This is a genomic window from Sutterella sp. AM11-39, assembly GCF_003472385.1.
In the GTDB taxonomy this organism is placed as follows: Bacteria; Pseudomonadota; Gammaproteobacteria; order Burkholderiales; family Burkholderiaceae_F; genus Duodenibacillus; species Duodenibacillus intestinigallinarum.
In genome coordinates this window covers 1-12920 of sequence record NZ_QRLV01000002.1, presented here as the reverse complement: position 1 = coordinate 12920, position 12920 = coordinate 1, and the positions used below count along the sequence as shown (strand labels likewise).

The 12920-nt window shown below is 55.9% G+C and carries 8 protein-coding genes and 1 tRNA gene; 4 read left to right on the top strand and 5 right to left on the bottom strand.

Annotated features, from left to right (window positions below):
• The first annotated feature begins 31 nt into the window (after positions 1 to 31).
• A complete protein-coding gene (gene rpiA / locus DW133_RS01880) occupies positions 32 to 694 on the top strand; it encodes a ribose-5-phosphate isomerase RpiA (protein WP_118274706.1) in 663 nt (220 codons plus the stop codon).
• A gap of 74 nt (positions 695 to 768) precedes the next feature.
• Here the strand turns inward: rpiA and DW133_RS01875 are convergent, their stop codons facing one another.
• Both DW133_RS01875 and argA read right to left on the bottom strand, forming a co-directional pair.
• On the bottom strand, positions 769 to 1038 hold the full coding sequence (locus tag DW133_RS01875; RefSeq protein ID WP_118274704.1) for an oxidative damage protection protein: 270 nt from the start codon (positions 1036 to 1038) through the stop codon (positions 769 to 771).
• A 20-nt stretch (positions 1039 to 1058) separates the two neighbouring features.
• Positions 1059 to 2411, bottom strand: a complete 1353-nt coding sequence (gene argA, locus DW133_RS01870; protein WP_118275172.1) for an amino-acid N-acetyltransferase — start codon at positions 2409 to 2411, stop codon at positions 1059 to 1061.
• Positions 2412 to 2634: 223 nt separating this feature from the next.
• Here argA and hrpA point away from each other — a divergent pair, with 223 nt between their 5' ends.
• Entirely contained in the window at positions 2635 to 6879 is a 4245-nt protein-coding gene (gene hrpA / locus DW133_RS01865; protein WP_118274702.1) for an ATP-dependent RNA helicase HrpA, read from the top strand.
• A gap of 125 nt (positions 6880 to 7004) precedes the next feature.
• A complete protein-coding gene (locus tag DW133_RS01860; protein ID WP_233542077.1) occupies positions 7005 to 8117 on the top strand; it encodes an amino acid racemase in 1113 nt (370 codons plus the stop codon).
• A gap of 95 nt (positions 8118 to 8212) precedes the next feature.
• Here the strand turns inward: DW133_RS01860 and DW133_RS01855 are convergent, their stop codons facing one another.
• The 3 genes from DW133_RS01855 to DW133_RS01845 form a co-directional block, all read right to left on the bottom strand.
• On the bottom strand, positions 8213 to 9031 hold the full coding sequence (locus tag DW133_RS01855; RefSeq protein ID WP_118274700.1) for an IclR family transcriptional regulator: 819 nt from the start codon (positions 9029 to 9031) through the stop codon (positions 8213 to 8215).
• A gap of 3 nt (positions 9032 to 9034) precedes the next feature.
• Positions 9035 to 11044, bottom strand: coding sequence for a (Fe-S)-binding protein (locus DW133_RS01850; protein WP_118274698.1), 2010 nt, complete (start codon positions 11042 to 11044; stop codon positions 9035 to 9037).
• A 277-nt stretch (positions 11045 to 11321) separates the two neighbouring features.
• Complete coding sequence (locus DW133_RS01845) at positions 11322 to 12374, bottom strand: quinone-dependent dihydroorotate dehydrogenase (protein WP_118274696.1); 1053 nt, start codon at positions 12372 to 12374, stop codon at positions 11322 to 11324.
• Positions 12375 to 12732: 358 nt separating this feature from the next.
• Here DW133_RS01845 and DW133_RS01840 point away from each other — a divergent pair.
• Positions 12733 to 12809, top strand: a tRNA-Met gene (locus DW133_RS01840).
• The last annotated feature ends 111 nt before the right edge of the window (positions 12810 to 12920 follow it).

The following is a 12920-nucleotide window of genomic DNA, read 5'->3' as shown; positions in this document are numbered from 1 at the left end:
CCACACCCATAGCATCTAAAGAGAATTTCAAATGGATCAGAACGAACTCAAGCGCCTGGTCGGCAAGGCGGCTCTCAACTATGTCAAGGACGGCGACGTGCTCGGTGTCGGCACCGGCTCGACGGTCGACTGCTTCATCGACGCGCTTGCGCAAAGCGACATTCGCCCGAGCGCATGTGTTTCGAGCTCCGAGCGCTCCACCAAGAAACTCCTTGAACTGGGTTTCAAGGTCATCGACCTTTCCGAAGTCGAGGAAATCGGCGTTTATGTGGACGGTGCCGATGAAATCAACGATGACTTCGAAATGATCAAGGGCGGCGGCGGAGCGCTCACGCGTGAAAAGATCGTGGCCTCGGTTGCCAAGATGTTCGTGTGCATTGCCGACGAATCCAAGCTCGTCAAGATGCTCGGTAAGTTCCCGCTGCCTGTGGAAGTGATTCCGATGGCGGTGTCAAGTGTCGCCCGTTCGCTTCGTAAGCTCGGCGCCGATCCTGTGGAACGTGACTTCACGACCGACAACGGCTGCCGTATTCTCGATTGCCGACAGTTCATGATTGAGAATCCCAAGGCGATGGAACAAACCATCAACGCTTTGCCCGGTGTCGTGACCGTGGGACTTTTTGCTGCGCGCGGTGCAGACGTTTTGCTGCTCGGTACGTCCGAAGGCGTCAAGACGATCGAAAAGGCGCGTTAATCGAAACAATCCGAATCGGAACGCAAAAAAGAGCGCCGCCGTGCAGGCTGGCGCTCTTTTTGCCGGAGTCTTGCTTATTCCACAGGGACGTGGTTGGGAATCGGATCCACGCCGTCGCCGAAAAGATAGTTTTCGCACTGGCTCAGAAGGTGCTTTCTTACATTGGGATCGGCGCAGTTCAGACCGTATTCATTGATCATCATCGTCTGAAGCTTTACCCATTCGTCCCACGCTTCTTTGCTGATGTTTGCCCAGATGCGCTTGCCGAGTTCGCCAGGAACGGGAGGATAGGCAAGGCCGGGGAGGTCCTTTTTGAGTTTTGCGCAATGCACGGTACGTGCCATAGTCGTTTGCTCCTTCTTTGTTAAAGCGTTTTTATAAAAATCTTAGAACGGCGGTGCCAGTTATACATCCGTTGCTTTTCAATCGGAAGATTTTCTACGGTGGCCTCTTCAAAGCCTCGCTTAATGAACCAATGCGCCGTTCGCGTGGTGAGTACGAAAATGCGCTTGAGGCCGGTTTCTCGAGCGCGTTGTTCGATACGGCGCAGTAATCGATCTCCGTCTCCGGCCCCTTGATAGTCCGGGTGCACGGCCACGGCGGCCATCTCTCCGATTTCAGCTTCGGGGTAAGGATACAGTGCGGCGGAGCCGTAGATGATTCCGTCGTGTTCGAGAACCGTGAAGTGACTGATTTCGCGTTCGATTTTCTCGCGAGGGCGCTTTACCAAAATGCCTTCGGCTTCAAACGGCTCGAGCAGCTTGACAATGGCTGCCACGTCGTCAATGGTGGCTTCGCGAAGCGACTCCATGTTTTCCGTGGAAATCATGGTGCCGACGCCGTCGTGAGTGAAGAGTTCCGTGAGAATGCCGCCGTCCATGGCGTAAGGCACAATGTGAACGCGGTCAACGCCGCCCTTGATGGCCCGCAGAGCATAGCCGAGGTTGTAGACGTCTTCGTCGTCGACTTGTTTGCTCTGAATCAGGGCCTGCGCTTGCTGGGCCGTGAGGTCCTGTTGTTTTTCACCTTGAATGCGCACACCGTCGACACCGACCGACAAAATGAGTTTGTCGGCGTGTATTGCAACGGCAATCGCCGTAGCAACGTCTTCCGTGGTGAGATTGAAGGCTTCCCCTGTGGGCGAAAAACCCGTCGGACTTACAAGAACGATGTTTCCGCGCGAGAGCAGATCCTGAATGCTCTCAGCATCCACTTTGCGGACAACGCCTGTGTGCAGATAATCCACCCCGTCAATGATGCCCATGGGGCGAGCCGTGACAAAGTTCCCCGAAACCACCTTGATTCGAGAGTGCTGCATCGGAGTATTGGGAAGACCTTGAGAGAAGGCCGCTTCGATATCAAAGCGCGTTTCGCCGCACGCTTCCTTGACGCACTCAAGTTCCTGAGGACCGGTGATGCGCACACCCTTATAAAACTGTCCTTCGAGTTTGCGAAGACTCATGAGCTCTTCAATCTGCGGGCGGGAACCGTGCACGAGCACAACGCGCATTCCCATGCTGGCAATGAGGCTCACGTCCATCACGAGATGATTGAGGAGCGTCCTGTCGGCAACGACTTCCCCGGCAAAACTGATGACAAAAGTTCGTCCGTGATGCAGATGGACATAAGGAGCTGCACTTCGCAGCCAGGAAACCCATTGCAGCCGCTCTCCGGCATCCGGTTCGCTTGGGACTATCGTTTCGTATTTTTCGGACATGGCAGTTTCCGAACGCTTTTTGTGAAAACCAAAAAGCATATTGGTGAAATTAGGTTGCCAAATTCTAAAGACTTAGAGTGCTGAGCGAAGTTTTACGTTTAACAAAAAAACAAGAGCATCTAAAGTTGAGGTGTAAGGCGAATCGGCGTTTCGGTAGACTTCGTCTGCACACTAAAACAATTGCAAAAACGAGACCTCAAGCGGTCTGTCAAAATCAAACTACATGAGTCAAAACGACAATCCATTCGGTGCACTCAAAAGCCTTGTTGAAAAAGGACAGATTCAAACTAAGGCTTGGGTGCCCACTTCCTCAGGCAGCAAAAAGCTTACGGCAGCAGCCTTGCGATACGCGGACGCGTCGGTAAAGAAGGCTTTTGAAGAAAGTACACGCCAGCAGAACCGTAAAGAACCCGAGTCCGAGAAGCCGGCTGCCAAGCCGGAAACCAAGCCGGCGCAGCGCACACATGCCGTGCGTCGTGAGCCGCAGGCTGTGAAGATGCCGGAAAAACAATTGATCGAGCGAAAACACGAATCGAAATGTGCGAGCAGCAAAGCGCAGCAGGTCAAGGACCAATCTAAAGCACAGCCGATGCGGATGAAATCGGAGAGGCGCCTACTCAAAACGGTGCAGCCGGACTCTGCGAACGAATCCTCTCGCCGCGAATTGATGCCCGTTGCCCAGACGCGGCGTTCACCTTTTGTGCCGCCCAATCCGATTACGAAACCCGTGACGCTTGCTCCCGGTCTGCCTGTGAGCGAGCACGGAGAAGAACTTGTCAAAGCCATTCGGGAAAATCCGGTCATCGTCGTTTGCGGCGAGACCGGTTCGGGCAAGACGACGCAGTTGCCCAAAATCTGTCTTTTGGCAGGACGAGGAACCAAAGGCTTGATCGGACACACACAGCCGCGTCGCATTGCCGCGAGTTCCATTGCCAAACGCATTGCGGCTGAACTTGAAAGCGAAGTCGGCGAAATCGTGGGATACAAGGTTCGCTTTACCGACAAGACGATGCCGGGAGCGGCCATCAAACTGATGACCGACGGCATTTTGCTGGCCGAAACGCAGACCGATCCTCTGTTAAAGCGCTACGACACGATCATCATCGACGAAGCGCACGAGCGATCCATCAACATTGATTTTCTTTTGGGCTACCTTAAGAGGGTACTTGCCAAGCGAAAGGATCTCAAGGTCATCATCACCTCGGCAACAATTGATGCGGAACGCTTTGCCAAGCACTTTGAAATCAACGGCAAACCGGCACCGGTGTTTACGATCTCGGGGCGCACCTATCCCGTGCAGATTCGCTGGCGTCCGGTGGACGATACCGATGAGGCCGACGACAAGACGCTGATGGACGCCGTGGCCGATGCTTGTGATGAGCTGCAGATCGCCGGGCGCGGCGACATTCTGGTGTTTTTGCCCGGAGAGCGCGAAATCCGTGAAGCCGCCGAAGTGCTTCGTGCCCGTAATCGCCCCGGACTGGTGGAAATATTGCCGCTGTATGCGCGGCTTTCTGCGCAGGAGCAAGAACGAGTGTTCAAAAGCGGCGGCGTCCGGCGCATTGTGTTGGCTACCAACGTGGCCGAAACGTCGATTACGGTTCCCGGCATTCGGTATGTGGTTGACACGGGACTTGCGCGCATCAAGCGCTATAGCTATCGCAACAAGGTCGAGCAGCTGTTGGTTGAACCCGTGAGCAAGGCTTCGGCCAATCAGCGCGCCGGCCGTTGCGGACGCGTGGCCGACGGCATCTGCATTCGTCTCTACGACGAAAACGATTGGGCCAGACGCCCGGACTACACCGATCCGGAAATCGTGCGTTCGAATCTGGCAGCCGTCATTTTGCGCATGAAGGCTTTGAAGTTGGGCGACGTACGTGACTTCGATTTCGTGCAGCCGCCTCCGCCCAAAGCTATTGCCGACGGTTACGCCATTCTGTCGGAACTTCATGCGTTGGAGAAAAACGGAGAACTTACTGACGTCGGTCGCATGCTCTCGCGCCTGCCTGTTGACCCGAAGCTTTCCCGTATGTTGCTCGAAGCCTCTCGTCGCGGAGCACTCAAGGAAGCATTGGTGGTGGTTTCGGGGCTTGCCGTGCAGGATCCGCGCGAACGTCCGCTTCCCGCGCAGCAGCAAGCCGATCAGGCGCACAAACGATTTGCCGATGAGTCAAGTGACTTCCTGAGCTATATCAACATTTGGAATTGGTTCGAGACCGAGCGCGCCAATAAGACAAGCAATCGAGAGCTCACCGAAAAGCTGCATCGCAACTTCATTTCTCCTCGTCGTATGCGAGAGTGGCGCGATGTGTGGCGTCAACTGAAGGAACTCACGGAAGAAATCGGCTGGAAGACGAGTGAGGAACCGGCCGACTACGAGGCCTTGCATGCCTCTCTTCTGACAGGGCTTTTGGGCAATCTCGGTATGCGTGATTTGTCGGCCGACCTGCGGGCGGCTCCCTATCTGGGAGCGCGCGGCATTCGTTTTTGGGTCTGGCCGGGTTCTGCGTTGGCAAAGAAGGCCGGTAAATGGCTGATGGCTTCCGAGTTGGTGGAAACAAGCCGCTTGTTTGCGCGATGTGTGGCCGATATTGAACCCGAATGGATTGAGAGGGCTGCCGGCCACCTCATCAAAAAGAGTTGGAGCGAGCCGCATTGGGAAAAGACGCGTGCCGAAGTGGTGGCGCTTGAGCGCGGTACGCTTTACGGCTTGCCCGTGTACACCGATCGCCGTGTGCAATTTGCGCCGCACGATCCGGTCGTGGCACGCGACATATTCATTCGTCAGGCGCTGGTCGAAGGATTGTACGAAACGCGTGCGCCTTTCTTTGCGCACAACAAGCGCTTGGTGCGAGAAATCGAAGAGATCGAAAACAAGACGCGTCGCCCGGACGTGCTCGTTGACGACGAGACGATCTACGCCTTTTACGACAAGATTCTGGATGCATCGGTCGTGGGTGGCTCCACGTTTGAAAAGTGGCGTCGTGTCGCGGAAAAAGAGAATCCGAAAGTTCTCTTCATGAAGCGCGATGATCTGATGCGACATGACGCAAGCGGCGTCACCGTGCAGTGGTATCCCAAGACCTACCGCGCTGCCGGTATCGAAATGGCGCTCACTTATCATTTCGAACCAGGTTCTCCCCGAGACGGCGTCACGCTTGCCGTGCCGATTTTCGCGCTCAATCAGATCGATGCTGTGCGCTGCGAGTGGCTGGTGCCCGGTATGCTTAAGGAAAAGGTCAGAGCGCTCGTCAAATCGCTGCCGCAGCGCTATCGTCGCCATTGTGTGCCGATCGACAAGTACGCCGACGGATTTTTCGAGAGAACGGGCGGTGTACAGGTACAGTCCAAAACGCTAGTGGACGCGTTGATTGCCGACATTCGAGAACAGACCGGGACGACTTGCGAGCGCACCGACTTTAAGCTTGAAATGTTGCAGCCGCACCTGTTTATGAACTTCAAGGTGCTTGACGAACACGGGCGGCAGATCGGAATGGGCCGAAATTTGGCCGAGCTTCGTGCCGAGTTCGGTACTCAGGCGCAGGAGACTTTCCGCAATGTGGCTCAGGCCGACGCTTCCGTTTCGGCGGACCTGACAGACAACATTACCAATTGGACGTTTGGGGAATTGCCGGAACTCATGGAAATTCGCCGCCGGGGGCTCACGCTGATAGGACATCCGGCTTTGGTGGACAAGGGAGATTCGTGTGCTCTGGACGTGTTTGACGATTTGCAGGATGCTCGAAAGGCGCATCGCGCCGGTTTGCGGCGGCTTTTTCAGTTGCAACTTCGTGAACAAGTGCGTTATTTGGAGCGCAATCTGAACGGATTGCAGCGCGTGCAGATGCAGTGTGCCGTCATTGCGCCGATCGCCAAGCGTTTTGAGAGCTTTGAAGAATTGCGTTCGGACTTGACGGCAGCAGCCGTCGAGACCGCTGCGATGCAAGGCGACTGGCCGGTCAATGAGCTGCAGTTTCAACAGAAAAAGGACGAGGCACGCTCGCGTCTGACGCTCATCGGCGGTGAGTACCTGCGTCTGATGGAAACCGTGGCGGCCGAACTCACGGGACTCAACAAGAGACTGCAGGCCGCGCGCGCCTTTCCGGAGGCGGTCAAGGACATCGAAAGTCAGTTGCAGGGACTCTTTGTGCCGCATTTCCTGCTGAACATGCCGTTTGAACGCCTCAAGCACTATCCGCGTTACGTCAAGGCGATCAATGTGCGTCTGGAGCGTCTGCGCAATGATCCGGTGCGTGACGCGGGGCACACTGCCGAAATCCAAAAGCTTGCCGTGCCCCTTGCTCGCGAGATGGCGGCCCGTAAGGGTTCCGTCGACGAGCGGTTGGAAAATTTCCGTTGGATGATTGAAGAACTTCGCGTGTCGTTGTTTGCACAAGAATTGCGCACACCGATGCCAGTGAGTGTCAAGCGACTCGCCAAACAGTGGGAAGCCCTAAGAAGGCTCTAAGTTTGAAGAGCTCGTTGAAGACAGTTCGGCGCGAAGCGGTTATCCTTTCAGTAGGATACAGACGAAGCCCGACGACGAGGGTGCGGGCGGCGTTTGTGCGCTCTTAGAGTTGGAGGAGAGAAAAAGTGAAAACCATCGGTCTTGTGGTTGGCCACCATTGCGACACGGCTCTTGAGATCAAGGCGGCGATTCTTGCCAAGGATGCATCCGTAACGGTATTGCTCGACGAAGGCGACTTCGTGGAGGCACCCGCCGATGCGACGGATGCGCTCAAGGAAGCGGCACGCAAGATCAACAACTTCAATGCGGTAAAGCGACTGCAGAAAGCCGGCGCCGACGTGATCGGCTTTGCCTGCGGATGCCCTCATCGCTTCTTTGCGGAGCTGCAGACGGAATTTACTGTGCGTCTGATCGACCCTGCCTGCGATTCGGGCCGCTTGTCGGCCGCCGAGTACGCTCAGGCTCTTTTGACCGCCGACGTCACACCGCTGCCCAAGCCCTTTAAAGTGGGCATGATCGGTGGTCTGGGACCTGCCGCGACGGTTGATCTGTACGACAAGATTGTCAAGGCGACGCCCGCCAAGACTGATCAGGAACACTTCAAGCTCGTGGTCGAACAGAATCCTCAGATTCCGGATCGCACGAAGTGCTTGCTCGAAGGCGGTGACAACCCGACGCTTTCCATGTACAACTGTGCCAAGCGCCTTGAAGAAGACGATTGTGACTGCATCATTGTGCCGTGCAACACTGCGCACGCTTTTGTGGCTTTGATCGAACCCTTCGTCGGCATTCCCTTCATCAATATGCAGCAGGTGACGATGCAGGAGATTCAGGAGAAGTTCGGCGACAAGGCTGTGATCGGCTTGATGGCGACGACCGGTACGGTGCGCTCCGGGCTCTACGGTCAGAAGGCCGAAGCCATGGGAATGCCCATGTACGTGCCCGATGACGAACATCAGGCGCGCGTGATGGCCGCCATTTACGGACCTCAGGGCGCCAAGGCGGGCTTTACCGACGGCGTGTGCCGCGAGGATCTCTGCAGTGCGGCCGAGTATCTCGTTAAGACGCATGGCTGCAATGTGCTGATTCTGGGATGCACCGAACTGCCGCTTATCCTTGATGAGGGGTTCATGACGATTGCCGGCAAGGAAGTCTTCATCATTGATCCGACATCGGCTCTGGCCCGCCGCGTGGTGAAGGTGGCGCAGGAAGTAGCCGCCGAACGCGGCGTGCTCTGAACGCTTAAACGAAAACGGGAGCCATAGAAACTCCCGTTTGAAATCGTGGAACGGACGCAGCGGAAAAGCCGGCGTCCGTTTTGTCTTTGTGAACGTCAGATGCGGTTGTCCGGAGCAAGCCATCCCAGAGAAGCCGAAACGGCGTTGACGGCGCTCAGAAGATGCCGTACCCAGTCGGGCTTGTGGCGCATTTCGATGCTCGAAGCGACGGTGACGGTGGCCACAATGCGGCCGGTCTTGTCGCGAATCGGAGCGCCGATGCAGCGAATGCCTGTTTCCAGTTCTTCCTTGTCGTCGGCCCAGCCGAGCTCTTTGACGCGGTTGATTTCCATGATGAGCTTTTCGGGTGTGCAGATCGAGTGCTGCGTGCGCGGCGCCAGTCCCGTGCGGCTGATGTAGGCGCTCACTTCTTCGGGGGGCATATCGCTCAAAAAGAGCTTGCCGCCGCTTGTGCAGTGCAAGGGAGCCATGGCGCCGATGCGGCGCGCCAGACGAACGCCCGTGCCGGGAGCATAAACGTGCTCAATGTACATGATCGAGTCGTTGCGGCGGATCGCGAGGTTGATCGTTTGACCGGTGCGCTCGAACAAAAGCTGCATCACGCCGATCGCTTTCTCGCGAATATCAAGTCGATCGCGCACGAGGCTGCCGTATTCAAGGAAAGTCAGCCCCAGGCGCCAACGGCCGTTGTTCATGCGATCGACGAGGCCGTCCTGGCAGAGATTCCACAGAAGACGGTGCACGGTCGACATGTGAATTTCGGTCATCTCGGAAATTTCATGCAAACTGACCGGCGCCGGGCAATCGGCAAGTGTGCGCAGGATGCGGCGTGCTCGCTCGAGCACCTGCACTTGCTTAATTTTGTCCTTGGGGGAGGCTTTCGAAACTTCAGCGTTGTCTGATTTGGAAGGCATGGCTTAGCACTCCTTTTCGGGATTGACGGTCGATTGCGTAAGAGCTTGCGCAACGATTTCAGCGATGTCACGTACAGGTTTGGGCGTTTCGTCCCGTCCGCAGGTTTGAGCCTGTGCACTCGTGAGCATGGTGAGGCAGTGCGGGCAGGAAACGGCAATTTCGTCAGTTCCGGTTTTGTTGAGTTGCTCAAGACGAAGGATGTTGATGCGCGAAGGCTTGTCCATGAAGATTTGTGCTCCGCCTGCGCCGCAGCACATAGCGTTGCAGCCACGTTTTTCGGGGTCCTTGAGCTTGACGCCGATCGTCTCGAGAATCGTGCGAGGATCGCGTCCGATTCCGTTGTGGCGCGCCAGATAACAGGCGTCGTGGAAGGTGACGCTGCCGGCTTGCGCCAGTTTGGGCGAAATGCGCTTTTCTTCGAGCAGTTTGGCGATGAATTGCACATGGCTCGTGACCGGGAAGGTGCCGCCTTCAAACTGCGGATACTCGTTTTTGAGCGTGTTGAAGCAGTGCGGACAGGCGGCCACAATCTGCTTGAAGTTGTACTTGGAAAGCGATTCGATGTTTTCGGCCGCTGCCGTTTGGAACAAGTATTCTTCGCCGGCTCGTCGGGCGAATTCGCCGTGGCAGCGCTCTTCACTCATGACGGCGAACTTGACGCCTGCGGCGTGGAAAATTTCCACCATAGCGCGCGCAATCTTCTGAGCACGGCGATCGTAACTAGCCGAACAGCCGACCCAATAGAGCACGTCGTACTCGACGCCGGGCTTGGCGATTTCAACGTCAAGTCCCTTGGCCCACTTCAGGCGGCTTCCGGGATCCATACCCCAGGGATTGCCGACGCTCGAAGTGTTTTCCAGAGCCTGAGCCAGACCTTCGGGGAAGTCGCCTTCTTCAAGCGCCAGATGACGGCGCATCTGAACGATGATGTCGGGAGTCGGAATCTGAGCCGGACAGACCTTGGTGCAGGCGCCGCAAGTGGTGCAGCTCCAAAGGGCGTCCTTGGAAACAATGCCGTCGATCAGAGGCTTGTCGGCATCAATGCCGTTCATGCGGGCCTTGAGCGATAAGATGAGAGCCTTGGGATCCAGAGGTGCACCCGAGGCGGCAGCCGGACACACGGAGGTGCAGCGTCCGCATTCGGTGCAGCCGTCGAAGCGGATGCGATCAATGCGACCGAACTGGCTGAATTCGGAAATGCCGAAACGTTCCTGTTCTTCAATGTCTTCGATTTTGGCAAGCGCACCGCGCGGTTCGGGTTTCTTGACGTAGATCGAAGTCGGGGTCTTGAAGAGGTGTGCGTAATAGGTCAGCGGAATGGAGGCGATAAATCCCAGGGAGGCCAGACCGTGAATAACCCAGATGAAGGTGTGGTAGACCTTGAGCGTTTCGGGGTCAGTGCCGATGAAAATCTGTGCGAGGGCGTTGCCCACGAAGCTCACGCCGGCCCATTGCGGCTGCTGAACGGCAAGACGCAGCGCTTCGAGTAAAAAACCCGTGAGAATGATGAAGGCGAGGCTGCCAAGCACCAGGGCGAAACGCCAGTTGGCTTCGACTTTGGGGTCGTGTGAAATAAAGCGGCGCCAAAAGCTAAAACCAAGAGCAATGAGGGCAAGGAGTCCTGCGAGATCAAGAACGAATTTGTAGGCAAGGTAGATATTGCCCGACAGGATGCGTTTGCCGAAGACAAGCCAGGCAATGTCCCAATCGATGGTAGCAATGGCGGTACCGAAGAAAAGAAAGATGAATCCCCAGAACAGCACGAAGTGATTTTTACCGGCGGCGGTGTCGCGAATGCGTTTTTGCCAGAACACTTCAAGAAGAGTGCGGCCAAGCCGGGCGTTGCGATCGGCAAGGGGTTCGGGTTGAGTTGTGGCTTGACGTTGCTTGACGGCGCGCACGATGCCGGCGATGCAGAGCACGACGGCGGCAATGCCGATGACGTATACGCCGATTTCCGCCCACAGGGGAACGTTCCAGAAGGCGGGACGCAGCGGTGTAAGGTCTTGCATGACGTTTGAAAGTTGTTGTTATATGGCTAGCTATATTCGCATGTCGCTTTAAAAATTTTCATCAGGCGCGAGATGCGATTTAATCGAAGGTCGCTACGATAGCGCAAAAAAGAGCCCGTGTCTTCGGCCAAGAATATGAGTTGCAGAGGTCGGAAACGACTTTTTTGATCTCGGTTAAGGCAAACTCGATTTTTGAACAATTTCCACAGCGTGAAAAAATGAATGAAAAAAGCCGCCCTTGCGAGAGAGCGGCTTTGTGAACGAAAAATCGAGTTGATCAGGCGTTCTGTTGCTTGCGCCAGCGTGCGATGGCTTCCACGCATTCGGTCACGAGTTCCGGACCGCGGTAGACAAAGCCGGAATAGAGCTGGACGAGACTTGCACCGGCCTGCATCTTCACGACGGCGTCGTCACCCGACATGACGCCGCCCGAGGCGATCACGGGGAGCTTGCCCTTGAGGTGATCGGTAATCATGGCGAGGCACTCGGTGGAGCGGGCCATCAGCGGACGACCGGAAAGACCGCCCGTTTCGTTCCAGTTGGGAAGTCCCTGAACGGAGGAGTGATCGATTGTGGTGTTGGTGGCGATGACGGCGTCCATCTCGTGTTCGACGATGATGTCAACGGCGCGCAGGATGGCGTCGTTTTCAAGGTCGGGAGCAAGCTTCACGGCGATGGGCTTGTAGGGAGCTCCTTCCGTTTCGATGATACGGTTGCGTTCGTCGCGCAGAGCGCCGAGCAGTTCGCGCAGCGGGGCTTCGGCTTGCAGCGAGCGCAGATTCTTGGTGTTCGGGCTCGAAATGTTGACTGCAATGTAGTCGGCACGGTCGTAGGACTTTGCCAGACAAATGCGGAAGTCGCTGATTGCGTTTTCAATGGGGGTCACGGCGTTCTTGCCGATGTTGATGCCCAACACACCGCCGCGCAGGTGGAAGGCGTCGGCGCTCTTGAGGTTGCGCAGAACCTGTTCACAGCCTACGTTGTTAAAGCCCATGCGGTTGACGATGCCTTCGGCAGGAATGACTCGGAAGCAGCGGGGCTTGGGATTGCCGGGCTGAGCCACGGGCGTAATAGTGCCGATTTCGACGTGACCGAAGCCAAGCGCACCGAAAGCGCTCACGCGTTCGCCATCCTTGTCCATGCCAGCCGCCAGACCGATGGTGTTCGGGAAGCGAATGCCCATGACTTCAACGGGATCTTCGGGAGGCGTGTGAGTAAGAAGCTTGTGCAAGCCGAGCGTGGTGATCCAATCGAGATTGGCCATGATGACATGGTGAGCGGTCTCGGGCTGCATCTGAAAGAGGATGCTTTTGGCGAGTTTGTATAGCATTGTTGCCTGTTGGAAGATTTGCCGTTGATGAAAAAAGGTGTGCGGCGCGCCGCTCTCCGTCATCCTCCTTATATAAGAGGCCGAACAATTGCATCGGTCGCGACCGTAATCCTTAATTTTACCGAGGCTGCTGAAATCGGGCAAAAAATCGGCAGAAAACCGACTTGAAGGAGGAGTGCTAAGAGGTGGGATAATAAAAGACTCAGAAGCTAACAGCCTGAAATGAAAGGAAAAACATATGGACGGTCCAGAGGAGGCGAGAGGAAATTCAAGTTTTTTGAGAAAAAGACTTGACAACAAGAAGAAACCTCTTTAATATCCACAGTCTCGCTAGTCAATGGCGAGATGAAATACGGATCGCGGGGTGGAGCAGTCCGGTAGCTCGTCGGGCTCATAACCCGAAGGTCGGAGGTTCAAATCCTCCCTCCGCAACCAAAATCCAAAAGGCTTCCGGCAGGAAGCTTTTTTTATTGAGAGGCTACGTTTCTCAATAAAGAGCGAAAAGAAAACAAAAAATTTTCGAAAAGCTCTTGACAAGACGAAATG